We start from the raw sequence: 22,513 nt of genomic DNA on the forward strand, positions 1-22,513 counted from the left end.
CTTCAGATTGAAGCGGTCGCTTGCCATCCCGGCTTGCCATGGGCGTATCCATCGACCAGCGTTCCGGGCAGATCGAGGCACGAAAGGACAAAGCGAGCACCCTCGGGATCGTCTCTGCCGTCGACAAGCGCTCTGTACGTCTTTGCCACCTCGACCATATCGCACTTGTGCGGAGACAGACGGATACGCCGGACGCCTCTGGAGGTGAGATCCGCGGGTGCGGGGCAGAAGGCCTGCACCTGGTTGGAGAGCGTCTGCAAGCCATTGATCGCGAGGAACTGCTGGTCGTCGAGCGTGTCTACGGCAAGACCATCCGGGTCCCGTTCGCAGGTAAACTGACAGGAATCCTTGTGAAGGCCGTGGATGCGTGCGTGATAGCATCGGCCGGAAAGCGCGAGCGGCAGCCGACCGAAGACGAAAATCTCGAATTCCGCCTCCGGACATGCGCCGGCCATGGCGCCGACGGCGGCGAGCGACAATTCCACGGGCGGGCATATCGTTGTGGCACCGCGCTGGATCAGGAACCGCGCGGAAGCCTCATTGTAGACGTTCAGGAACGGACCGGTCACGAAGGGCTTGCCGGCGCGTGATGGCAGGGCGGTGACATCGTTGATCTCCACCAGCCGCTCGTCGGTGCAGAGGTCCGCGATGCTCCTGCGTTCTCGAACGGTTGCCGGTGCCGCAAGCGTGGACAGCACCACTTCCTTTCCCGCGCGCTCGAGACGTTCGATGATCTCGGGCCATGCCGGGTCCGAAAACGACATCCGCTTGCCGCATACGACTTCGCCGACATGGACGCGGTCGATAGGAGCCTCGTCTGCTATCCTGCGGTAGAAGTCCGTGAGGCGGTCGGGCGACCAGTGGAAGAACACCGGCCCAAGCGTCAACGCAATTGCGGACAAGGTTCTATCTCCACTTCTTGCTGTACGCTCCTGCCGTCTGCCGGGAACCCTCCGACTGGCCAGCAAGAATCCGATCGATCTCGATCGCGTCGCCACCTTGCTCGACGGCGTCGACGGCCTTCCGGAAGGCACGGACCACTTCCGTGACGTAACCTTTGCCACGCTGGCGTCCTTCGATCTTCAATGCGGTTACGCCGGCGGCTTTGAGCCCGGCAATCATCCCGCCGGCGTTCAGGCTGACGGGATCCTCGAACAAATAGGAGGTCTTGCCGCCGGCCTTGAATTTGCCCTTGCACAAAGTGGGGTAGCCCACTGGCTCTCCGGGCTCGTAGCGGTCGATCGTGAACCCTGAAAGCCGCGCGGCCGTGCTGTTCGGCTCGTCGTCGTAGCTCACCATTTCGGGTGGCGAACAGACGCCGTTCAGATTCGGCGATTTTCCTGTCGCGTATGAAGAGAGATAGCAGCGACCTTCGATCATCACGCAAAGGCCACCGAACACGAATGCTTCCGTTTCCACTTCGATCGCACGGTTGAGCGCCGCGATCTCCTGAACCGAAAGCACCCGCGGCAGGACGACGCGACGGATGCCGAAACTGGTCGCGTAGAATCCGATTGCTTCTGGCGTCGCGGCCGCTGCCTGTACGGAGAGATGAAGACGAACTTGCTTATGGTTTTTCGCGACGTGATCGAGGACGGCGATGTCCGCCGCGATGATCGCGTTTGCGCCGCATTCGGCCGCCGTGTCCGCTGCCTTCTTCCACAGGTCGACATCATTGACCCGCGCGAACGTGTTGATAGCGACCAGAACCTTGCTCCCGTGGTCATTCGCGAAGCGGACGCCCTCGACCAGTTCTTCCCCAGAGAAGTTGAGTCCCGGGAAATTCCGGGCATTTGTTTCGTCGCGAAATCCGCAATAGACTGCGTCCGCGCCTGCCTGGACGGCTGCCCTCAACGTAGCGGGGGTTCCGGCCGGGCAGACAAGTTCCATGCGTCCGCTTGTCATACTTCTGGTGCCTTGCGTCTCGAGTTGCGATCGGCCATTTGGCGCGCGACACCCAGCGCACCGAGAATTCCCGTATCGGCAAGACGAGCCAGTGCGCCGCGCAAGCCGAGCAGATCCGCCGGGCGAAGCTCGGCGTCCTCGATCGCGTTCCTCAGCGCGAGCACCGCCTCCGTGCGGCCGCTGATCGAGATGATCCGGCTGAAGAAAAGCGCGTCGCCATCAAGCGTTCCGTCGAGTAGGCTCAACAGTGTCAGAATAGGTCCCCTGATCTGGACGCTTGATGTCGCGGCCTCACTTTTCCTGACGACACGAACGATCGAGCGCTCCGCGTCCGGTACGACGGTAAATGCGAAGGCGAGGTCGATCGGGTCGATGAAATAGCAGGCTGAACGGTGTTCGCCTAACCGCTCGAAAAGTCGAGGCTCTCGCCGGGCCAGGGATCGCAAGGACAGCGCCAGCAGCGGCCCAAGCGGCAGAGCGGCAATGGTGGGGAAAAGATGGCGAACCACCGTTGGCAATCTTCCTTCGGTATTTCTCGGCAGCATTTGTACGGCCTGTCTCCTCGGGCCGATCAAGAGAATTTTACGAGAGAGAGGATGGGGCGCCTTTTGCCGAGCAGCTCCGCAAAATTATCCATGTTCGGACAAAAATCCTGGTAATGGCTTTCGAAATCGAAGGCGGCCTTGTGACTATGACACTGGCGGCGATGCGGGCATGTAATGCAAGTCCGTGACATCAAGCGGTCCCGCGCGATTTTCCGCGAGTCAAAGCTGTCCGGATCGATGCCAATTGAGAGCATCGCTGATGTCAGCATGTCTTCCGAGGCATACGGCAGCTGCATGGCTTTGTCGAATTCGCCCTGCGTCAGACCGATGTCATTCAAGATGCCTATGCACTCATCCAAACCCATTGCCCAAAATTCTCTTGTCGCTGCCCTGCTCCGCCGACGGTCCGCAAGAAAGGAAATTGCGGACCGCCAAGCTCCGACAGTTTCGCTGATGAGATTGCCTGCCATGAGAAATCCCCTTTGCCTCGATCGCCTGCCTCCGGAATGAGAGGGGAAAATAGCGGGGGCGGATCGTTCGCTCTTTGCGCTAGCGCAAAGTTCTTCGTCAGCCCCGATGGCAAAATTAATCGCCGACGAACCGGTCGGGCCGGATTCCGCCATGCATCACCGCAGCCTTCCCTTGTTTTCAGATCTCGGCTCATTCCTTTCGTACCTCGATCTGAACGGGCAACTACAGGAGATTGAGGCTCCTGTTTCGACACTGCTCGAACTGACCGAGATCCACAGGCGGGTGATCGCCGCGAAAGGCCCGGCGCTGCGCCTGACCGCGCCCGTCGACGATCGTGGCGTCGGGTCTGCCTTTCCGGTCGTCACAAATCTCTTCGGCACCCGGGAGCGCGTCGCCTGGGGTCTAGGTACCGACCTTCACGGGCTAGAAACCCTCGGCGCGCTCCTTGCATGGATGAGGTCGCCTCAGGCCCCGCAGAACCTTCGGCAAGCCCGACAGATGCTGCCTGCGGCGCGGGGCGCACTCGTGGCGCGGCCGAAGATCGTCTCCCCGCCCAGCGAGTGGCGGGACGCCGATCCCGATTTTTCGCTTCTTCCTGTCCAGACATGTTGGCCGGGAGACGCCGGCCCCCTAATAACATGGCCAGTGGTCATTACTCGCCCGCCTGGCGAGGACGACCCGAGCACATACAATCTGGGCATATACCGGATGCAGGTGCTAGCCCGTGATCGTGCGATCATCAGATGGCTTCCCATGCGAGGCGGAGCAGCCCACCATCGTATATGGCAGGCGAGGGGTCTTGAGATGCCGGTGGCGGTCGTCATCGGGGCAGATCCCGCCACGTTGATTGCCTCGGTGATGCCGGCGCCTGAAGGCGTGTCGGAACTGGCACTGTCCGGGATGATCAACAATCGCCGAGTCGGATTGGCGCCATGCAAAAGCATTATGCTTCACGTGCCTGCCAGTGCGGAAATCGTGCTTGAAGGTGTCGTCTCTCCAACAGAGACAGCGCTGGAGGGACCCTTCGGCGACCACACCGGATATTATAACGCGCCAGAACGATACCCCGTATTCAACCTCAAGCGCGTTCGCGTCCGTGACGGGGCAAATTACCTGACCACGTTCACCGGTCGCGCGCCCGACGAGCCCTCGGTCCTCGGCGACGCCCTGCTCGATGTCTACAAGCCGCTCCTGCGCCAACAAATACCTGAAATCGTGGACGTGTGGCTTCCGCCGGAAGCCTGCTCCTACAGGATTGCCGTTATCTCGATCGCCAAGAAATATGCCGGGCAGGCCAGGCGCGTGATGATGGGGTTCTGGTCCCTGCTGCCGCAGTTCTCGATGACCAAGATGATTGTCGTGGTGGATGACGACATCGACATTCGATCATGGCCAGACGTGATGTGGGCGGTCGCCACCCGCATGGATCCCTCGCGCGATCTGATGCAGGTGGACCGGACCCCTATCGACCAGCTCGATTTCGCGTCACCGCTCGAGGGGCTTGGAGGAAAGATCGGACTCGATGCGACTCGCAAGATTGGATCGGAGACCTCCCGGGAATGGGGAAAGGAGCTGACCATGTCAGCCGAGATCGAGGAGCAGGTATCCCATCGATGGAACGAGCTTTTTTTGCAAACGATCGCTCAGAGGCAACAATGACCAAACGGTTGATAGTCGGCGTCACAGGTGCATCCGGCGCAGTGCTTGCGCTGGAGACCATACGTCAGTTGGTCAGGGCCGGGGTGGAGACGCATCTCGTCGTCTCCAAGGGCGCGCGATTGGCCATCCCCCATGAACTCGGCTCCGACGGTCTTGCCCAACTGATGTCTGTCGCCAACCACGCATATTCCTATCAGGACCTAGCCGCTCCCATTGCCAGCGGCTCTTTCAGAACGGATGGCATGATCGTCGTTCCCTGTTCAATGCGGACCCTGGCGGCGATGGCGCATGGCCTGGGCGACAATCTTCTCACCAGGGCCGCCGATGTCGTCCTGAAGGAAAAGCGCCGGCTGGTCATCGTGCCGCGCGAGGCGCCGCTCCACGAAGGGCACCTCGACGCGATGCTGAGACTAGCACGGATGGGCGCAGTCATCGCACCGCCAGTACCGCCGTTCTACGTCAAGCTGGCTTCGATTGAGGAAATGGTGGTCGAAATGGCTGCCCGGCTGGTTGGCTGGGCGGGCGTCGACCCGGGCGACAAGCTCACGCGTTGGGGCGAAAAGAAAGTCGCCGCCGCGTGATCGTCCTGATGGATTAGCTCAACGGGCAAGGATTGCGATGAATTTCCTGCAGCCGAAAGGCGCGACATATGACGTACGGAAACTTCCACCTGAAAGGAAGCAGTCCGCTGTATTGTCAATGTTCGACGGACTCAGACCCGGTCAGACATTCGTGGTCGTTCTCGATTTTGATCCTGATAAACTTAGGCGTCAGTTCGAAGCGTTCTTTGCTGGCGAACACATCTGGGTTTGCCTTAGACCGGGGCCACCAGAATGGCTGATCGAGATAGGAAGACCTCAACCTGCGCAGTGATGTCGAGCTCTACGAAATGGGGTCGCACACGACGATCAACCGATCTGCTCACCTCAAGACTCAGTTGGCAGTGACCGCGAGGGCCCCCTTCATTCCAAGCTCAAAATGACCCGGTATGGCAAGCGCCGGGGCGGCGAAGAGGACCATGGCGACTGTTGGCGTCATGCATTTCTTCACGCGATTTGTCCTTTGTGAAATGTGTTGATTTTTCACCCATGCCGGAGGTGGCCGCGGGCACTGTTCGGACTGCGATCGGCGGAACCGGGTAGACAGGGCCGCCTGAAGCCTTCACCAGCTCGTGCGGCTGATCACCTATGGCCCCGTCTGCACTGGGGACAAACTGAGTTGCCGCATCGAAAATGCACCCTCCTTTGCGGTGCTCGCGACATCGTCAAACAGGAGTGCGAGATCCATGTAGACGCTACGATCCCGCTCGGCTGCGCCCATTTCATCGAGATCCTGCAGGAAGAAGAGAATGGCTTCGATGCGCTCGCGTTGACTGCGGGCGTTGGCAAGATGTTCGCGTGCCGCGCGCCGGACTTCCAGAGCCGTAAATCGCGCCAGCGTCTCGTCGAGCCTGGAACGGCACTCACAATCAAGCCGGGCGTCCTTGATCAAATTTGCCAGCCTGCCGACAACGGCCATGTCAGCAAAGCGCCGGGAACTGTCGTCAATACTACTCAATGGAACGTTTTGTTTCATCTTCTTCGCTCCTAGGGGCAGACGTTTCGCAGCCGGTCGCAACGCGAACAGATGCCGCGCGCCTTACCAGTCGGCAGACGCGTTCTCGAAAATTGTTTTGATTATAATCGGCCATTTTGCAGCCTGTTTGCGCTGGAGCAAACACGCAGATCGATCATCGACAGTATTGCCTTCGGATTGAGTTTTTTCCGACCGCCGATCTTGCGAGTTGAGAAGCGGCACGAGGACGTCGTGTCAGTCATCCCCGTGGAGGAATTGTTGCATGGCTGCCGACGTGAGTGTGCTTGCTTTCGACGCGAAGCAGATGTCAGCGCCGTTTCGGCCTTTTTTTCTGATCGCGGGGCTGGACGCGATTGTAGGCGCGGCGGTCTGGCTGCCGTCAACGTTCGGAATACAGGCCATCGGCCCGACCGGGATATCCCCCGGCGATTGGCATCGCGACGTGCTTCTGTTCGGGATGGTTCCAGCCATTTTGACTGGCTTTCTGTTGACGGCGCTGCCCCGATGGACAGGACGACGCGCGGTTTCGCCGCTCACCACGCGTCTGCTGGTTGCTCTATGGCTGTGCAGCCGGGGGACCTTCCTGTTTCTGTCGCATTCGGCCGGGCTTGCCCTGTCTGCGCTTTTGGTGCTGACGCTCCTCTTGATCGCGGCGGGACGGATGATCGCGAGCCGCGACCGCCGCAACCTGAAGATACTGTTTCTGCTGCTTGTCTTTTGCGGTGGCAACATGCTCGCAGCAGCGTCCTATCAAGTAGAATTCGCACTGCGGCTGGCCTTGGCTTCGATCATCGCCCTCATCATGATCATCGGAGGACGGGTCGTGCCGGCTTTGACGGTGGCCTATTTCGAGAGCGCCGGCGGTCGGATATTCATCGATCGGTCCGCCGTCTTGGAGTGCGCGGCGGCGGTTGTGGCAGCGTGCGCCTTGGGTTTGTGGGTTGTTGCGCCGCAGGCACAACTCACCGGCGTTGCCTGCGCGCTTGCCGCCTGCGGTCAGACCATGCGAGCCGCCCAATGGAACGGCTGGCGAAGCGCGGCCTCGGCGACGGTTCTTGCCCTTCACATAGGATATGGCTGGATCATCGTGGGTTTCGGACTTCTGGCGATCCACATTCTAGCACCGGAATGGCTGGGACAGGCGGCCGCGGTTCATGCATGGACGATCGGTGCCATCGGCACGATGGCTCTCGCCATCATGGCGAGCATGATCCGCAAGCATAGCCGCCGCGCCTTCGCGTCTTCGGCTCCGGCGACCGGTGCGTTCGTGGCGATGACGATTTGCTGCCTGTCGCGCCTCCTGGTCGAATTGTTGCCCGGCTACGGCGGTCCCCTAACGAGTCTTTCAAGCACCTTATGGGTTGTCGCCTTCGGTCTGTTTCTGATTGCTTTCCGTAAGATGCTCATACCGCACATGTGAGATCATGCCGGCTTACCAGACCGAGAAAAACCGAAGCCAGCCGGCTCATTTGATCGAGGTCAATGCGGGCGGCCGATATCAAAGTGTCTTTGAAGATTCAGCAGTTTATCGAAGAGGTCGCCTCCCAATGGTTGATGTTGTTTCCAGGCTTGTCAGGGAGTGCAATTTGACGCGCAGCAAGGGTGCGGACTTTCCCACCATCTGGCAGACGACGTTGAAGATGCATCCGTACGTTGCGGGACCGCCGGTGCAGGACTGGGATGAGCAAGGACCTATCCTCAAGGTTCCCCTGATAACAGGTCGCCATCTCATGTTTGGCGCTTCAGGCTTTCGGCTTGATTGAATTTTGGCGAGGTTTCTCGTCCGTTTTGATCAGCGCGCGGTGCTGTTTGCGTGACCTATGACGCGATTCGAACGACGCGTAGGCCAGTACAGCGAAGAAGGCAAAGACATCCAACACTAAGACAGTGACCGTCGAGCTTTCCGTTGGCACATTCGTTCTCCCCTTCCTCGACTGGCTGAAGAGACTGCAGGAATGACGGACAGACGTTGACTTGGATCAACCAAAAACAACCATTGTCGCGACTTCGGTCAATCAGACCACGAGATCATCGGTATCTGCCCCGTCGATAAGCGGGTCAGGATTGCATTCGGCAACAAGGCGGGGAGCGTCAAGGATCGCTATCGTCTGCCCGTTTACCCTAATGCTCGATCTCCCGAGCTTAGACAGCGCACGCGAAAAGGATTCGCGGGTTATGCCGAGCTCCGAAGCGATGAGCGTCTTCTCAAATGGCAGAACGGCTCGATCCGGCGTGCCCTGCCGCTTCGAAAGGGCCAGGACATAGCATCCGACACGCTGGGTCGAGGATCTCAGCTTGAGGTTCTTGACCTGGCGGACCATGCGTCGGAATTGTTGCGCGAGGCTTCCGATTACCGCATGCGCCAACAACGGATCTGTCTCCACGGCCGCACGAAACACCGCCGCATTAATCAGCAGAAAGCGTGAAGGCTCTGGCACCCGAGCCTGCATGAGATAGGGTGCTCCGGTTACGACGGCTGCAGGAATGATGAGGTCCGGAGGCCGAACGGCCTCGATCAGCACTTCACGACCTTCAGTGGATCGTCCAAACAATTGGGCTGATCCCGACAGCACGATGAGTTGGAAGTTCGGCACGTCACCTTGCTCGAACAGGACGGTGCCCGAGGCCACGCCATGGACGATGGCGTTTCGCAGCAGATCGGTTCGCTTGGACGCGGATAGCGCTCGAAACAGCGGTAGCGCCTCCGGGGCCACTTCCCTGTCCGGCATTCCCTGCATCAGATCGTCTCCTTGATCGAGGCTCCATAATTATTGCTGCATCATTCGTGACAAAAGTCACATGGGTCTTTGATCTGAATCAATGCCGCGCGGGGCCAGTTCGGCCATTTTGGCTTCGGGCGGACATGATTCCGCTTCCGGGACAAACTGTCGAAGGGGCCGTCGACGATGCAAACGACCGTGTATCCGAAGTCCAGTCAAATCCTGGGTGCGAGCACGGCAGCGTTCACGGTCTGCTTCGCCGTCTGGACCATCTTCTCCATTATCGGCATTCGCATGCGCCAGGAACTTGGCCTCAGCGAAACACAATTCGGCTTGCTTGTCGGCACACCGATTCTTACGGGTTCCCTGATAAGGGTCGCGCTGGGTATCTGGACGGACCGCTATGGCGGCCGGATTGTCTTCACGGCGAACATGCTCGCCGCCGCCGTCGCGACCTTTCTGCTGTCCTATGCTCACACTTATCCGCAAATGCTGGCGGCTGCCCTCGGCGTCGGCATAGCTGGCGGCTCCTTTGCAGTTGGTGTTGCATATGTGTCGCGCTGGTTCCCGCCGGAAAGACAAGGTACGGCGCTTGGTATCTTTGGCGCCGGCAATGTCGGTGCCGCGGTCACCAAGTTCCTTGCTCCTTTCGTGCTCGTCGCCTTTGGATGGCAGGTCGTCGCACAAGTCTGGGCAGCAGCCCTCGTAGTCATGGCCGTCATCTTCTGGCTAACAACGGAGGACGACCCCGTTATCGTCGAACGTCGGCGATCCGGTATAAAGCCGAAAAGTGCATGGCTCGAACTCGAGCCGCTCAAGAACGTGCAGATCTGGCGCTTCGCGCTTTATTATTTTTTCGTCTTCGGCGCCTTCGTCGCGCTTGCGCTCTGGCTGCCGCAATATCTCATCAACGTCTACGGCCTCGACATCAAGACAGCCGGCATGATCGCGGCCTTCTTCTCGGTGCCGGCGAGCCTCTTTCGAGCCTATGGCGGACACCTGTCTGACAGCTTTGGCGCGCGCCGCGTGCTCTACTGGACGTTCCTGGTTTCGGCCATAGCGACCTTCATCCTGGCATACCCACCGACCGACTACGTGGTCCACGGCATCAACGGCGCGACCTCCTTCCACCTGGAGATGAGTCTCGTCGGCTTCGTCATCACGATATTTGTGCTCGGCTTCTTCATGGCTCTCGGCAAGGCTGCGGTCTACAAGCACATCCCCGTCTACTATCCCGACCATGTTGGCTCGGTCGGCGGTCTCGTCGGGATGATCGGCGGCCTGGGCGGCTTCCTGCTGCCGATCCTGTTCGGCTTGCTGCTTGACCTCACCGGCCTGTGGACAAGCTGCTTCATGGCGCTCTTTGTCCTGGTCACTGGTGCGCTGCTGTGGATGCACGTCGCCATCCGCCAGATGGAACGCGGGGTCGCTGGCGAAGCCCTCGCCAAGCTCCCGCCGTTCCCCGAAATGCAGGGCATGCCCAAGCCAGTGACAGCAGCCCGATCGGGCGGTGCTCTCACCGATTGGCGTCCCGAGGATCAAGCCTTCTGGGCTAAAAGCGGCCGCCAGATCGCTAGGCGTAACCTATGGCTTTCGATCCCGGCGCTTCTCCTTTCGTTTGCCATCTGGCAGGTGTGGTCCGTCGTCGTCGCCAAGCTCCCGCTCGTCGGCTTCACCTTCACCACAGATCAGCTCTTCTGGCTCGCCGCTCTGCCCGGAATCTCGGGCGCGACACTGCGTATTTTCTATTCCTTCATGGTGCCGATTTTCGGCGGCAGGCTCTGGACGACCCTCACGACCTGGTCGCTCCTCATCCCGGCGGTCGGGATCGGCTATGCGGTGCAGAATCCTGACACCCCCTATATCGTGCTGTTGATGCTGGCGTTGCTCTGCGGCCTGGGCGGCGGCAACTTTGCCTCTTCCATGGCCAACATCTCATTCTTCTTCCCGAAGGCGGAAAAGGGCAACGCGCTCGCGCTCAACGCCGGCCTTGGCAATCTTGGCGTCAGCGTTGTCCAGTTCGTCGTACCGCTCGCGATAACCGCTGGAATCTTCGGCTGGCTCGGCGGCGATCCGGCGATCGTCAATGGGTCGGCGGGCGATGCGCCCCTGTGGCTGCAGAATGCCGGCTTCGTATTCGTGCCGTTTATCGCCATCTCGGCTTTTGCGACGTGGTTCGGCATGAACGACATCGCTTCGGCCAAGGCATCCTTCACTGAGCAGGCCGTCATCTTCCAGCGCCGGCACAATTGGATCATGTGCTGGCTCTACACTGGAACTTTTGGGTCTTTCATTGGCTATTCGGCCGGATTCCCGCTGCTCACGAAAATGTTGTTCCCGGACGTCAACGCTCTTCAGTTCGCCTTTCTCGGCCCGCTTGTCGGCGCCCTGTCGCGCTCAGGCACCGGGTGGCTGGCGGACAAATATGGCGGCGCGCGCGTCACCTTCTGGGTCTTCGTCCTAATGATCGCGGGTGCAGCAGGGGTTTTGTGGTTCATCGGCATCAAGGATCAACCTGGTGCGTTCCTTGGCTTCTTCGCGGCGTTCCTGCTGCTGTTCTTCGCCACCGGTGTCGGCAATGCCTCCACCTTCCAGATGATCCCGGTGATCATGGCCAAGGAGATGGGCCGCTTGATGCCCAAAGCAGATGCAGAGACGCGCCGTCGGCAGGCGGAGAAGGAGTCCGCCGCCATCACCGGCTTCACCTCGGCTATTGCTGCCTTCGGCGCCTTCTTCATCCCGAAGAGCTACGGCAGTTCGATCGCCTTGACGGGCGGGCCGAGCGCCGCGCTCTGGGGGTTCTTGATATTCTACGTCAGCTGCCTCGTCATCACTTGGGCCGTCTACACTCGCAAGGGCGGCCTTCTTCACGACATCGAGCGCGCCAAGCGTGGTGCGTCCGTCCATCCGGCCGTAGCCGAATAATCAGAGGCAAAAGCAATGTCGCATTTTCTCGACCGGCTAACCTTCTTCCGCAAGACCGTCGACAGTTTCTCCGACGGCCACGGAATCGTCACCAATGAGGATCGCTCTTGGGAGGACGGCTACCGCAAGCGCTGGCAGCACGACAAGATCGTGCGCTCCACCCATGGCGTGAATTGTACAGGCTCCTGCTCGTGGAAGATCTACGTCAAGGGCGGCATCGTCACCTGGGAGACGCAACAGACAGACTATCCACGCACACGGCCCGATCTGCCGAACCACGAGCCGCGCGGTTGCGCGCGCGGCGCCTCCTATAGCTGGTATCTCTATTCCGGAGCGCGGGTGAAATACCCGATGATCCGCGGGCGCCTGCTGAAGCTTTGGCGCGCCGCGCGCGCCACTATGCCTCCCGTCGCGGCCTGGGCCTCGATCGTCAAGGATGCTGATAAACGGCAATCCTACATCTCGGTTCGCGGCCACGGAGGCTTCGTGCGTGCTACCTGGGACGAGGTGAACGAACTCATCGCGGCGGCCAATGCCTATACGGTAAAGGCACATGGTCCCGACCGTGTCATCGGCTTCTCGCCGATACCGGCCATGTCGATGGTCTCCTACGCAGCGGGCTCGCGCTACCTGTCGCTGATGGGCGGCGTGTGCATGTCATTCTACGACTGGTATTGCGACTTGCCGCCCGCAAGCCCCCAGACCTGGGGCGAGCAGACCGACGTTCCCGAAAGCGCCGACTGGTACAATGCCGGCTTCATCATCGTCTGGGGTTCCAACGTGCCGCAGACGCGCACGCCCGATGCGCATTTTTATACCGAGGTTCGCTACAAGGGCACCAAGAGCGCAGTCGTCAGCCCCGACTATGCCGAGGCGACCAAGTTCGCCGACATCTGGCTAAACCCGAAGCAGGGGACCGACGCTGCACTGGCATTGGCCATGGGCCACGTCATTCTTCGCGAATACTACCTTGATCGTACCGTCCCGTATTTCGACGATTACGCCCGCAAATACACCGACCTGCCATTCCTGGTGCGCCTCACGGAGCGCGATGGTCGGTTCGTTCCCGAACGGCTCCTGCGGACCTCGGAGATCGCTGGTGGCTTGGGCGAGAGCAACAATCCGGAATGGAAAACGGTCGCGATCGACGAGGCCACCGATGCACTCGTCTCGCCGCGCGGTTCGATAGGCTATCGCTGGGGCGAGGGCGCCAAATGGAACCTCGAGGAAAAGGACGGTAGTGGTCAAGACATTCGGCTCAGGCTGACCCTTGCTGGCAAGCAAGCCGAGATTGTAGCTGTCGATTTCCCCTACTTCGGCGGTCGCGCGACCGAGCATTTTGTGTCGACCGAACACGGCGAGATCCTCACGCGCAATCTTCCGATCCGGCGGATCACGCTGAGCGATGGCTCCAAGGTGGCAGTCGCCACCGTGCACGACCTGATGATGGCCAATTACGGCCTCGATCGTGGCTTTGGCGGCGATCACGCGGCAAAGAGCTATGACGAGGACGTGCCGTTCACGCCCGCCTGGGCGGAGCGCATTACCGGGGTAAAGCGCGATGCGATCATCACGGTTGCCCGTGAATTTGCCACTAACGCGGAAAAAACCAACGGCCGTTCGATGGTCATCCTCGGCGCTGGTGTGAATCACTGGTACCACATGGACATGACGTACCGGGGGATCATCAATCTCCTGGTCTTCTGCGGCGCCATCGGTCAATCGGGCGGCGGCTGGTCACATTACGTGGGACAGGAAAAACTCCGCCCGCAGACGGGCTGGACACCGCTTGCGTTCGGGCTCGACTGGAGCCGGCCACCCCGGCACATGAACTCGACGTCCTTCTTCTATGCGCAGACCGACCAGTGGCGCTACGAGACCCTGACGGCTGCCGAAATACTGTCGCCGACCGCGCCCGAAGGAGACTGGAACAAGAGTTTCATCGACTACAACGTTCGCGCCGAGCGTATGGGCTGGCTGCCCTCGGCGCCCCAGCTGAAGCAGAATCCGCTGACGATCGCCGCCAAGGCCGAAGCCGCCGGCCTTGAGCCGAAGGACTATGTCGTCAAGGCGCTGAAATCCGGCGAACTGGAACTCTCCTGCCATGATCCCGACGATCCCGCCAACTGGCCGCGCAACATGTTCGTCTGGCGCTCGAATCTCCTCGGCTCATCCGGCAAGGGTCACGAATATTTCCTCAAGCATTTGCTCGGCACCACTCACGGTGTGATGGGTAAGGACCTCGGCGCGGAAGGGGCGGTCCGCAACACCGAAGTTGTCTGGCACGAGACGGCGCCGCAGGGAAAGCTCGACCTCCTGGTCACGCTCGACTTCCGCATGTCGACCACCTGCGTCTATTCCGACATCGTGCTGCCGACTGCCACTTGGTACGAGAAGAACGACCTCAACACGTCCGACATGCATCCATTCATCCATCCGCTGTCGGCGGCGGTGGATCCTGCCTGGGAGTCGCGCTCCGACTGGGAGATTTACAAGAGCCTCGCCAAGGCCTTCTCGGAAGTATCCCGCGAGGTATTGGGCGTTGAGCAGGATGTGGTTCTTACTCCGATCCAGCATGACAGCCCGGCCGAGATGGCCCAGGCACTCGACGTGAAAGACTGGAAGCTCGGCGAAGTCGAGCCAATCCCGGGCAAGACCATGCCGTCGGTGACGGTTGTAACCCGCGATTACCCCAATCTCTACGCCCAGTTCACGGCGCTGGGCCCGTTGATGACGAAAATCGGCAACGGCGGCAAAGGCATCGCCTGGAAAACCAAGCACGAAGTCGAGGCGCTCGGAGCGCTGAACGGCGTCCATCTCGATGGTGCGGGCAAGGGCTTGCCGAAGATCGAGACCGACATCGACGCTTGCGAGGTCATTCTCATGCTGGCGCCGGAGACCAATGGCGAGGTCGCGATCAAGGCCTGGGAGGCCTTGTCGGAAATCACCGGCCGTGAGCATGCACACCTCGCCTTGCCGAAGGAAGACGAGAAGATCCGCTTCCGCGATATCCAGGCACAGCCGCGCAAGATTATCTCTTCGCCGACATGGTCCGGCATCGAAAGCGAGAAGGTCTGTTACAACGCCGGCTATACCAACGTCCACGAATTGATCCCGTGGCGGACATTGACCGGCCGCCAGCAGCTCTACCAGGATCACCTGTGGATGAGGGCCTTCGGCGAGGGGCTCGTCACCTGGAAGCCGCCAGTCGATCTCAAGACGATCCCGGGCATCAAGGACGTCCGTCCCAACGGGCACAAGGAAATCGTCCTCAACTTCATCACGCCCCACCAGAAGTGGGGCATTCATTCCACCTATACGGACAATCTGCTGATGCTGACGCTCAACCGCGGCGGCCCGGTGGTGTGGATCTCCGAGACCGACGCCAAGACGGCCGACCTAGTCGACAATGACTGGGTCGAGGTCTTCAACATCAACGGCGCGCTGACCGCGCGTGCCGTTGTCTCCCAACGCATCAAGCCGGGCATGATGATGATGTATCACGCCCAGGAAAAGATCGTGAATACGCCAGGATCGGAGATGACCGGCAATCGGGGCGGCATCCACAACTCGGTCACCAGAACGGTGCTGAAACCTACCCACATGATCGGCGGCTACGCCCAGCAGTCTTATGGCTTCAACTATTACGGCACCGTGGGCTCGAACCGCGACGAATTCATCGTCGTCCGCAAGATGGCCAATGTCGATTGGCTCGAAGGGCCGCTCGCATCCGAAGCGCCGAAGGAGGCTGCAGAATGAAAATCCGCGCTCAGATTGCGATGGTGCTGAACCTCGATAAATGCATCGGGTGCCACACCTGCTCCGTCACCTGCAAGAACGTCTGGACCAACCGGGAAGGCGTCGAATACGCGTGGTTCAACAATGTCGAGACCAAGCCCGGTGTCGGCTATCCCAAGGAGTGGGAGAACCAGAAGAAGTGGAACGGCGGTTGGCGGCGCAAGAAGAACGGCCGCATCGAGCCGAAGATGGGCGCCAAATGGCGCATCCTTGCCAACATCTTCGCCAACCCCGACCTGCCGGAGATTGACGACTACTATGAGCCGTTCACGTTCGATTACGAGCATCTGCACACGGCGAAGGAATCGAAGGCGTTCCCCACGGCCCGTCCACGTTCGGCGATCACCGGCGAGCGGATGGAAAAGATTGAATGGGGGCCGAACTGGGAGGAGATCCTCGGCGGGGAGTTCGAGAAGCGTTCTAAGGACGTGAACTTCGAGGGCGTCCAGAAGGACATCTACGGCCAGTTCGAAAACACCTTCATGATGTACCTGCCGCGATTGTGCGAGCACTGCCTTAATCCGACCTGCGCGGCTGTATGCCCCTCGGGAGCGATCTATAAACGCGAGGAGGACGGTATCGTCCTGATCGACCAGGACAAATGCCGGGGATGGCGCATGTGCGTCTCCGGCTGCCCCTACAAGAAGATCTACTATAACTGGTCGTCGGGAAAATCGGAGAAGTGCATCTTCTGCTACCCCCGCATCGAGGCGGGGCAGCCGACGGTCTGTTCGGAAACCTGCGTCGGGCGTATTCGCTATCTCGGCGTGATCCTCTACGACGCGGACCGTATCGAGGCGGCTGCCAGCACTCCCGATGAAAAGGATCTCTATCAGGCGCAGCTCGACGTTTTCCTCAATCCGAACGACCCGGTCGTTATCGCCCAGGCCCGCGCTGACGGGATTCCTGACAACTGGCTGGAAGCGGCGAAATTGTCGCCCGTCTGGAAGATGGCGATGGAGTGGAAAATCGCCTTCCCGCTGCACCCGGAATACCGCACCTTGCCGATGGTCTGGTATGTGCCGCCGCTCTCGCCCATCCAGTCGGCGGCCGCCGCAGGCAAGATGGGCGTCGACGGCGACATGCCTGATGTGCGCAGCCTGCGCATCCCGCTCCAGTATCTCGCCAATCTGCTGACGGCGGGCAAGGAGGAGCCTGTTGCTCTCGCGCTCGAACGCATGCTGGCGATGCGCAGCTACATGCGGGCAAAGACGATCGACGGTCGCCTCGACGAGTCGATCGCGGCGCGGGTCGGCCTGACGGGAACGGCGATCGACGAAATGTACAAGGTCATGGCGATCGCGAATTACGAGGACCGGTTCGTCATCCCGACGGCACACCGCGAATGGAGTGAAGACGCTCAGGACATGCGCGGCTCCTGCGGCTTCTCCTTCGGAAACGGCTGCTCGAGCGGCTCCACGGAGACGAACCTCTTTGGCACCAAGCAGACCAAGCGACCAACCAACCCGATGGAGATCGCGTGATGAGCGACCCGACCTCGAACAGGGCGTTCAGAGCGCTCTCTGCACTCCTTGCCTATCCGACGGAGGACCTTTCCACGGCAATCCCGGAAATTATCGCGGCGATCGAGGCCGAGGGGCTGATATCGGTCGAAGCAAGGGAGCAACTGCGCCCTCTGCTTGCCGATCTGGGCACATTGGATCTGTATGATCTCCAGGAGCGCTATGTGGAGTTGTTCGACAAGACGCGTCGCCACTCGCTGCATCTCTTCGAGCACATCCACGGCGAAAGCCGTGACCGTGGACAGGCGATGGTCGATCTGCTCGAGCACTATCAACGCGGCGGACTTCTTATCGCGGCAAACGAGTTGCCCGATTTCATCCCGCTTTTCCTTGAGTTTCTGTCCGCTCGCCCGCTCGAGGAGGCGCGTGGCCTGCTCAAGGAAACCGCCCATATCTTCTCGCTGCTTGAGGAAAGGCTGGCCAAGCGAACCGGAGGTTATGCCGCCGTGTTCACGGCCGCGCTCTCGATCATATACGAAACCGCTGTGATCGCCGACACGGTCGAGTTCAATGACGAGCCCGACGACCTGGCTTCCATCGATGCCGCCTGGGAAGAAACCGCCGTCACTTTCGGTCCAGGAAATGCGACCGACGGCTGTTCCGTCGATCGGCTGAGAATCCAGATGCGCGCGGCGAACCGCGACGCGCGGCATAATTTGGCCTGACCGGGAGGCAAGCGATGTCCAACGCAATCAACGACGTGCTCTTTGGCTGGTATCCCTATTTCTGCCTGACCGTCTTCCTGCTTGGGAGCCTGATCCGTTTCGACCGCGAGCAGTATACCTGGAAGACAGGTTCCTCCCAGCTTTTGCGACGGCGGCAGCTCCGCTGGGGTTCCAATCTCTTCCATGTGGGTATCCTGGCGATCTTCGCGGGGCATTTCGTCGGCCTGTTGACGCCGATCTGGGTGTTTGACGCGCTCGGCATCTCTCACAGTTTCAAGCAGGGGCTCGCCATCACCGTCGGCGGCATCGCCGGCGTTGCCTGCTTCGTCGGTATCGCGCTTCTCGCTCATCGTCGGCTGTTCGATGCCCGCATCCGCAACACATCCGCTCCCGGCGACATCGCCATTCTGTTGCTACTCTGGCTGCAACTCACTCTTGGCCTTTCCACTATCTTCGTCTCGCTCGGTCATATGGATGGCCACGAGATGGTGAAATTCATGAACTGGGCGCAGGGCATTCTCACCTTACAGCCAGCGGCCGCAGCCTATGTCGCCGACGTCAACCCGATCTTCAAGGCACACCTTCTGTTCGGCATGACCATCTTCCTGGTCTTCCCGTTCACAAGGCTGGTTCACGTATGGAGTGCTCCGATCTGGTATCTCGGGCGCCCCGGCTATCAGGTAGTGCGCACGCGTTTTGCGGGGCGACGGGTGCGCACCCCCATGTCAACAGCTCGATCTCCTGTGTCGGTGCGGCCCGCAGTTGCTCGTCCCGCCCGCCAACCTGCGGAGTAAGTCATGACCGCTCTCATCATCGATCACGCGGCCAGCCGCGCACCGTCCTGCGAACATCCACACGAGCACCGACCGGCGACACCTGACACGACTCCATCTCGCGAACGCGTGGCTATGCCGCCCGTGACCGTCAACGGTGTGGCGATATCGCGCAAGGCGATCGCCGCCGAAGTGCAGAACTTTCCCGCTCGCAATCCAGGTGAGGGCTGGAAAGCGGCGACGCGCGCACTGGTCATTCGCGAATTGCTTCTGCAGGAAGCGCGGCGACTCGATGTCGGCGTTGAGCAGAAGACCGATGAGGACGGGCGTCGGGAGACAGTGGAAGACGCCCAAGTGCGCGGCCTCATCGAACGCGAAGTCCGTGTGCCGGAAGCGGACGAGGAGATGCTGCGTCGCTTTTATGAGAACAACCTTCGCCGCTTCGTGACGCCATCGCTCTACGAAGCCGATCACATCCTCATCGGCGCCCGTCGCGATGAAGACGAAGCTTTCGCCGCGGCGCGAGAAAAGGCGTTGTCGCTCAGATCGGCGCTGGCAAGCGCACCGGAGCGTTTCGCAGCGCTGGCGCAGGACTGTTCGGATTGCCCATCGGGCGCGCTTGGCGGCAGCCTCGGCCAGATCGGGCCGGGGGACACGACGCCGGAATTCGAAGCCGCCCTGATTCAACTCGCCCCAGGTGACATCTCGCCTCCGGTGGAGACACGTTACGGCGTCCACCTCATTCGCCTGACGCGAAGGATCGACGGCCGCCAGCTCCCGTTTGACGTCGTGCGGGAGCGCATCGCAGCCTACTTGACCGAGCACGTCACTCGGCAAGCGACGGCGCAATACGTCTCTCTGCTTGTCGGTCAGGCGGATATCAGCGGGATTGAGATCGACGGCTCATCTTCGCCGTTGGTACAGTGAGGACGGCGCGATGCTCGGAAACCTCATAGCCTCGCTGGAAGATCCTAGAGTCGCCATGGGTCTTGTCGCAGCGTTCGACGAGCCCGTCTTGTTGACCCGATTGGCTGCGGCGGCTGAGGCGTCCGGTCGCCTGCCAGCCGAGATCGTCGGCTCGGCCGTTCGCAATTTCGTGGACACCGCATCCGATGATCATTGGACCCAGCTCATTGGTCTCATGAATCGAGCGAAAGATCCTGGCCTGGCGGCCATGCGTGCAATTCTCGAAAAGTCCCTGCCCGCGGCGAAGGCTGTCTGACGATGGGTGCACTACGAAACGACTGCTTCCGCTCAGGCGCGCAGATAATGTCGTTTGAAACCGCTCGAGCCGTTGCCGTTGCACTTGCTGAACCGCTCAACAGGCAGGAAGACGTGCCGTTGGCGCGTGCAGTAGGACGCATCCTGGCCGCGACGATCGAAGCTCCGTGTGCCCTTCCGCCATTCGATCAGGCGGCTATGGATGGATATGCCTTCCGCCTGTCGGGCAAGAAGGGCATGCCTTTGGTCCTGCCTATTTCCGGGCGCACGTGCGCTGGCGACAAACCGGACGTGTTGACACCGGGGACAGCACATCGCGTTATGACTGGTGCCGCATTGCCAGGCGGCGCGGATACCGTCGTTATGCAGGAGCATGCAACCCGCAGGGGTGACATCGTGCAGTTCGGGCTCGACATCGAAGCCGGTGCCCACATTCGAAGGGTTGGCGAGGACGTAAAACAGGGCACGACTATCCTTCGGCCAGGCCGCGTGATCGGCTGGACAGAAGTTGCGCTGCTGAGCGCCCTTGGCATTGCGACGGTTTCGGTTGTCCGCCCCTTGCGGATCGTGGTTCTCGCGACCGGTAACGAGCTTCGCGATGCAAGCGAACCGCTTCCGCCTGGCGCCATTTACGACAGCAATGGCCCAATGCTCGGCACACTGCTGGCGGGGCCCAACGTCCATGTCACGTCCCTAACCGTTCGTGACGACCTGACTGCCATCGCGCAAGCACTCGAAAGCATCGCTGGAGCGGCCGATCTCGTCATCGTGTCCGCCGGTATGTCGGTCGGCGAAGAAGATCATGTGCGCAATGCCGTCGTACGTGCCGGAGGTGGCCTCGACATCGTCAAGGTGGCGATGAAGCCCGGAAAGCCGCTGGCTTTCGGCACGCTTGCAGGCACGTATTTCATAGGACTGCCCGGCAACCCACAAGCTGCAGCGTTTGGCGCGCTCGCTTTCGTGCGCCCGATGATGAAAGCGCTTCTCGGTCAAGCTCCAGCGAACCGCATCACGGCCGAAATAAACTTCACACATCCCCGCAAACCAGATCGCACGGAACTGCTGCCGGTCCGTTTGAACGTCGAGCAGGGTCGATTGACCGCACACCGCAGCGGGCCGGATGGCTCGCACAGAATGATGCCGTTGGTATTCGCGGATGCGGTTGCCGTTGTGCCCGGCGCGTCAACGCCCGTCGAAGTTGGGACGCCCCTCGAAGTGCTTCCGTTCGACCAGCCGCGGTTCGATGTTAACTGACGCAAATTCTTACGGAAGGAAACTCTCGCATGCAGATCGGCCGCCTTGGTTGCCCAATCACCGCGATCGTTTATTCAGACGGTCCGAAGTTCGAAGCTTTTTTGCAGGAATTCACCGGTGCCACGGCCGAGCAAGGCATGCGGCTGGCCGGCCTCATCCAGCATAGTGAGCCGAAACCAGGTCGCCTGAAATGCGACATGTATCTTCGGGACCTCGCCACAGGTGAGCTTCATGCGATATCAGATGATCGAGGTCCTCAAGCACGCGGCTGCGTTTTGAACACCGATCGGTTGCTCCGCGCCTGCACGGTTGCCGAAGCGCAGTTGTCAAGCCAGACCGCCTTGCTGGTCCTCTGCAAATTCGGAAAGACAGAGGTTGAAGGCGGCGGTTTTAGATCGCTGATTGCCAGGGCGCTTGAGCTATCCGTTCCCGTCCTGATAGGTGTTCCCCTCATCAACTTATTGCCGTTCCGCGAATTCTCTGCGGGGCTTGCACGAGAAATGGACCTGTCCGAGATCGTATCCAATCCGCTTACGGCAGCGGAACGTCTGCTGTCGCATTGGTCGCTGATGAGCGAAACGAAGACAGAGGTTGCATGAATTCCGCGTCAGCGAGTTCCCAATGCCTACCGCCGCTTCCATCCGACGGCAATGCGGTGCTTCGGTTGGGACTTGGTGCGAAGTTGAGGGCCTCACGCTGGCCACGCCCAACACGTACTTAATGACTTCGGTTTGGGTGGGTCGTTCGCCAGCGGTCTGCCCATCCGACGTTAGGTGACGCCAAGATAGCGATCAGGCTTGTGATTGATGGCAATGATCATGTTGACGATCGCCGCGCCAAGGATCGACAGCACCAGATGATCGGGTGGTCAGGACAAACAAGGCAGCGCCGAGGATTCCGAGATCAACGGCAAGCTGGAAGTAGCCGGCCCTAATCCCCAAGGTCTCCTGGAGAAAGATGGCCAGGATATTGATGCCGCCAAGACCAGTACGGTGGCGAAATGGAATCAAAAGCCCCGTTCCGCACAGGCCACCGCCAACCACGGCTGCGTAGGTGGGATCTAGTAGGGAAAATTCGACCCAGCGTGCCGATAATCGCGACAACAGGGAAACGAGGCTGACGGCGAGAAACGTATTGACTGTGAAACGCCCGTCCATTCGTGGGATGGAAGACGCCTGAGCCGACTGAGATCGGCTTGAGTTCGTAGTCTCGGCCCACCCGTCGCGCCCCTTGCCCGCTGCGAGGATGAGCGCCTCGCGCCCTCCACCGCGCACAAGGGCGTCGAGCAGCACAGCCTCGAATAAGGACAGGCTCAACGCGTTTGTCCTGACAACGCGCTGGTCGGAAGGAATAGCTCATCTGAATCAGCGTGTCCCAAACTTCATTACCTGCTTGGCCAGGGATGCGGATAGCCCGGATTCTCCAGCCAACGGCCTTGTAGAAGAAACGCTATCGCGGCACGCCAATGGTTGGCGGGGA

At 60.4% G+C, this 22,513-nt stretch carries 20 protein-coding genes and 1 pseudogene; 14 read left to right on the plus strand and 7 right to left on the minus strand.

Features of this window, described 5'->3' with window-relative positions; translation table 11 throughout:
• Positions 1-2 precede the first annotated feature (2 nt).
• The 4 genes from ubiV to AC07SZ_RS28535 all read right to left on the minus strand — a co-directional run bounded on the left by ubiV (position 3) and on the right by AC07SZ_RS28535 (position 2,920).
• Positions 3-902 carry a ubiquinone anaerobic biosynthesis protein UbiV gene (gene ubiV / locus AC07SZ_RS28520; protein WP_056566772.1) on the minus strand — a complete coding sequence of 300 codons (900 nt, stop codon included), beginning with the start codon at positions 900-902 and terminating at the stop codon, positions 3-5.
• A gap of 4 nt (positions 903-906) precedes the next feature.
• The gene (gene ubiU, locus AC07SZ_RS28525) at positions 907-1,890 is read right to left on the minus strand and encodes a ubiquinone anaerobic biosynthesis protein UbiU (RefSeq protein WP_056566888.1); all 984 of its coding nucleotides are present in this window, start codon (positions 1,888-1,890) and stop codon (positions 907-909) included.
• Positions 1,891-1,901: 11 nt separating this feature from the next.
• Positions 1,902-2,414, minus strand: coding sequence for a ubiquinone anaerobic biosynthesis accessory factor UbiT (gene ubiT / locus AC07SZ_RS28530; protein ID WP_494916890.1), 513 nt, complete (start codon positions 2,412-2,414; stop codon positions 1,902-1,904).
• A 62-nt stretch (positions 2,415-2,476) separates the two neighbouring features.
• Complete coding sequence (locus AC07SZ_RS28535) at positions 2,477-2,920, minus strand: hypothetical protein (RefSeq protein WP_082582544.1); 444 nt, start codon at positions 2,918-2,920, stop codon at positions 2,477-2,479.
• Between the two features lie 151 nt (positions 2,921-3,071).
• Between AC07SZ_RS28535 and AC07SZ_RS28540 the strand changes: the two genes are divergently transcribed.
• The 3 genes from AC07SZ_RS28540 to AC07SZ_RS28550 are packed head-to-tail and all read left to right on the plus strand — an operon-like array spanning position 3,072 to position 5,453.
• Complete coding sequence (locus AC07SZ_RS28540) at positions 3,072-4,580, plus strand: UbiD family decarboxylase (RefSeq protein WP_056566885.1); 1,509 nt, start codon at positions 3,072-3,074, stop codon at positions 4,578-4,580.
• On the plus strand, positions 4,577-5,161 hold the full coding sequence (locus AC07SZ_RS28545; RefSeq protein ID WP_056566763.1) for a UbiX family flavin prenyltransferase: 585 nt from the start codon (positions 4,577-4,579) through the stop codon (positions 5,159-5,161). Before AC07SZ_RS28540 ends, AC07SZ_RS28545 begins: the two co-directional genes overlap by 4 nt.
• Positions 5,162-5,198: 37 nt before the next feature.
• Entirely contained in the window at positions 5,199-5,453 is a 255-nt protein-coding gene (locus AC07SZ_RS28550) for a DUF2249 domain-containing protein (RefSeq protein WP_082582543.1), read from the plus strand.
• Positions 5,454-5,765: 312 nt separating this feature from the next.
• Here AC07SZ_RS28550 and AC07SZ_RS28555 read toward each other — a convergent pair whose 3' ends face one another.
• Positions 5,766-6,155, minus strand: coding sequence for a hypothetical protein (locus tag AC07SZ_RS28555; protein WP_056566881.1), 390 nt, complete (start codon positions 6,153-6,155; stop codon positions 5,766-5,768).
• A gap of 262 nt (positions 6,156-6,417) precedes the next feature.
• Here AC07SZ_RS28555 and AC07SZ_RS28560 point away from each other — a divergent pair, with 262 nt between their 5' ends.
• The gene (locus AC07SZ_RS28560) at positions 6,418-7,575 is read left to right on the plus strand and encodes an NnrS family protein (RefSeq protein ID WP_494916893.1); all 1,158 of its coding nucleotides are present in this window, start codon (positions 6,418-6,420) and stop codon (positions 7,573-7,575) included.
• 4 nt (positions 7,576-7,579) lie between these two features.
• A complete protein-coding gene (locus AC07SZ_RS28565) occupies positions 7,580-7,918 on the plus strand; it encodes a hypothetical protein (protein ID WP_494916895.1) in 339 nt (112 codons plus the stop codon).
• 252 nt (positions 7,919-8,170) lie between these two features.
• On the opposite strand, the gene AC07SZ_RS28570 is transcribed toward AC07SZ_RS28565, so the two are convergent.
• Complete coding sequence (locus tag AC07SZ_RS28570) at positions 8,171-8,893, minus strand: cyclic nucleotide-binding domain-containing protein (RefSeq protein ID WP_056566754.1); 723 nt, start codon at positions 8,891-8,893, stop codon at positions 8,171-8,173.
• 168 nt (positions 8,894-9,061) lie between these two features.
• Here AC07SZ_RS28570 and AC07SZ_RS28575 point away from each other — a divergent pair, with 168 nt between their 5' ends.
• Genes AC07SZ_RS28575 through AC07SZ_RS28615 form a run of 9 tightly spaced genes read left to right on the plus strand, consistent with a single transcriptional unit; the run spans position 9,062 to position 21,633 of the window.
• Positions 9,062-11,800: a nitrate/nitrite transporter gene (locus AC07SZ_RS28575; protein WP_494916897.1), complete on the plus strand. Its 2,739-nt coding sequence runs from the start codon at positions 9,062-9,064 to the stop codon at positions 11,798-11,800.
• A 15-nt stretch (positions 11,801-11,815) separates the two neighbouring features.
• Positions 11,816-15,559, plus strand: coding sequence for a nitrate reductase subunit alpha (locus AC07SZ_RS28580; RefSeq protein WP_494916899.1), 3,744 nt, complete (start codon positions 11,816-11,818; stop codon positions 15,557-15,559).
• Positions 15,556-17,082, plus strand: a complete 1,527-nt coding sequence (gene narH, locus AC07SZ_RS28585) for a nitrate reductase subunit beta (protein WP_056566745.1) — start codon at positions 15,556-15,558, stop codon at positions 17,080-17,082. Before AC07SZ_RS28580 ends, narH begins: the two co-directional genes overlap by 4 nt.
• Positions 17,082-17,786, plus strand: coding sequence for a nitrate reductase molybdenum cofactor assembly chaperone (gene narJ, locus AC07SZ_RS28590; RefSeq protein WP_494916901.1), 705 nt, complete (start codon positions 17,082-17,084; stop codon positions 17,784-17,786). The genes narH and narJ overlap by 1 nt, the downstream gene beginning before the upstream one ends.
• A gap of 14 nt (positions 17,787-17,800) precedes the next feature.
• Positions 17,801-18,580 carry a respiratory nitrate reductase subunit gamma gene (gene narI, locus AC07SZ_RS28595; RefSeq protein ID WP_494916903.1) on the plus strand — a complete coding sequence of 260 codons (780 nt, stop codon included), beginning with the start codon at positions 17,801-17,803 and terminating at the stop codon, positions 18,578-18,580.
• A 3-nt stretch (positions 18,581-18,583) separates the two neighbouring features.
• Positions 18,584-19,486, plus strand: a complete 903-nt coding sequence (locus AC07SZ_RS28600) for a peptidylprolyl isomerase (protein ID WP_082582542.1) — start codon at positions 18,584-18,586, stop codon at positions 19,484-19,486.
• Between the two features lie 10 nt (positions 19,487-19,496).
• Complete coding sequence (locus tag AC07SZ_RS28605; protein WP_056566733.1) at positions 19,497-19,781, plus strand: hypothetical protein; 285 nt, start codon at positions 19,497-19,499, stop codon at positions 19,779-19,781.
• Positions 19,782-19,828: 47 nt separating this feature from the next.
• Complete coding sequence (locus tag AC07SZ_RS28610; RefSeq protein ID WP_494916904.1) at positions 19,829-21,034, plus strand: molybdopterin molybdotransferase MoeA; 1,206 nt, start codon at positions 19,829-19,831, stop codon at positions 21,032-21,034.
• Between the two features lie 29 nt (positions 21,035-21,063).
• A complete protein-coding gene (locus AC07SZ_RS28615) occupies positions 21,064-21,633 on the plus strand; it encodes a DUF2478 domain-containing protein (protein ID WP_494916905.1) in 570 nt (189 codons plus the stop codon).
• A 170-nt stretch (positions 21,634-21,803) separates the two neighbouring features.
• On the opposite strand, the pseudogene AC07SZ_RS28620 reads toward AC07SZ_RS28615, so the two are convergent.
• Positions 21,804-22,203: pseudogene (locus tag AC07SZ_RS28620) on the minus strand (YitT family protein); the annotation flags it as partial.
• Positions 22,204-22,513: the final 310 nt, after the last annotated feature.

The sequence above is a fragment of the Mesorhizobium sp. GW821-FHT07A06 genome, from assembly GCF_059419085.1.

Bases quoted from the DNA above. Each gene is read 5' to 3' on its own strand.
- ubiU (WP_056566888.1), bottom strand. From the start codon at position 1,890: ATGGAACTTGTCTGCCCGGCCGGAACCCCCGCTACGTTGAGGGCAGCC.
- AC07SZ_RS28535 (WP_082582544.1), bottom strand. From the start codon at position 2,920: ATGGCAGGCAATCTCATCAGCGAAACTGTCGGAGCTTGGCGGTCCGCA.
- AC07SZ_RS28540 (WP_056566885.1), top strand. From the start codon at position 3,072: ATGCATCACCGCAGCCTTCCCTTGTTTTCAGATCTCGGCTCATTCCTT.
- AC07SZ_RS28545 (WP_056566763.1), top strand. From the start codon at position 4,577: ATGACCAAACGGTTGATAGTCGGCGTCACAGGTGCATCCGGCGCAGTG.
- AC07SZ_RS28550 (WP_082582543.1), top strand. From the start codon at position 5,199: ATGAATTTCCTGCAGCCGAAAGGCGCGACATATGACGTACGGAAACTT.
- AC07SZ_RS28555 (WP_056566881.1), bottom strand. From the start codon at position 6,155: ATGAAACAAAACGTTCCATTGAGTAGTATTGACGACAGTTCCCGGCGC.
- AC07SZ_RS28560 (WP_494916893.1), top strand. From the start codon at position 6,418: ATGGCTGCCGACGTGAGTGTGCTTGCTTTCGACGCGAAGCAGATGTCA.
- AC07SZ_RS28565 (WP_494916895.1), top strand. From the start codon at position 7,580: ATGCCGGCTTACCAGACCGAGAAAAACCGAAGCCAGCCGGCTCATTTG.
- AC07SZ_RS28570 (WP_056566754.1), bottom strand. From the start codon at position 8,893: ATGCAGGGAATGCCGGACAGGGAAGTGGCCCCGGAGGCGCTACCGCTG.
- AC07SZ_RS28575 (WP_494916897.1), top strand. From the start codon at position 9,062: ATGCAAACGACCGTGTATCCGAAGTCCAGTCAAATCCTGGGTGCGAGC.
- AC07SZ_RS28580 (WP_494916899.1), top strand. From the start codon at position 11,816: ATGTCGCATTTTCTCGACCGGCTAACCTTCTTCCGCAAGACCGTCGAC.
- narH (WP_056566745.1), top strand. From the start codon at position 15,556: ATGAAAATCCGCGCTCAGATTGCGATGGTGCTGAACCTCGATAAATGC.
- narJ (WP_494916901.1), top strand. From the start codon at position 17,082: ATGAGCGACCCGACCTCGAACAGGGCGTTCAGAGCGCTCTCTGCACTC.
- narI (WP_494916903.1), top strand. From the start codon at position 17,801: ATGTCCAACGCAATCAACGACGTGCTCTTTGGCTGGTATCCCTATTTC.
- AC07SZ_RS28600 (WP_082582542.1), top strand. From the start codon at position 18,584: ATGACCGCTCTCATCATCGATCACGCGGCCAGCCGCGCACCGTCCTGC.
- AC07SZ_RS28605 (WP_056566733.1), top strand. From the start codon at position 19,497: ATGCTCGGAAACCTCATAGCCTCGCTGGAAGATCCTAGAGTCGCCATG.
- AC07SZ_RS28610 (WP_494916904.1), top strand. From the start codon at position 19,829: ATGTCGTTTGAAACCGCTCGAGCCGTTGCCGTTGCACTTGCTGAACCG.
- AC07SZ_RS28615 (WP_494916905.1), top strand. From the start codon at position 21,064: ATGCAGATCGGCCGCCTTGGTTGCCCAATCACCGCGATCGTTTATTCA.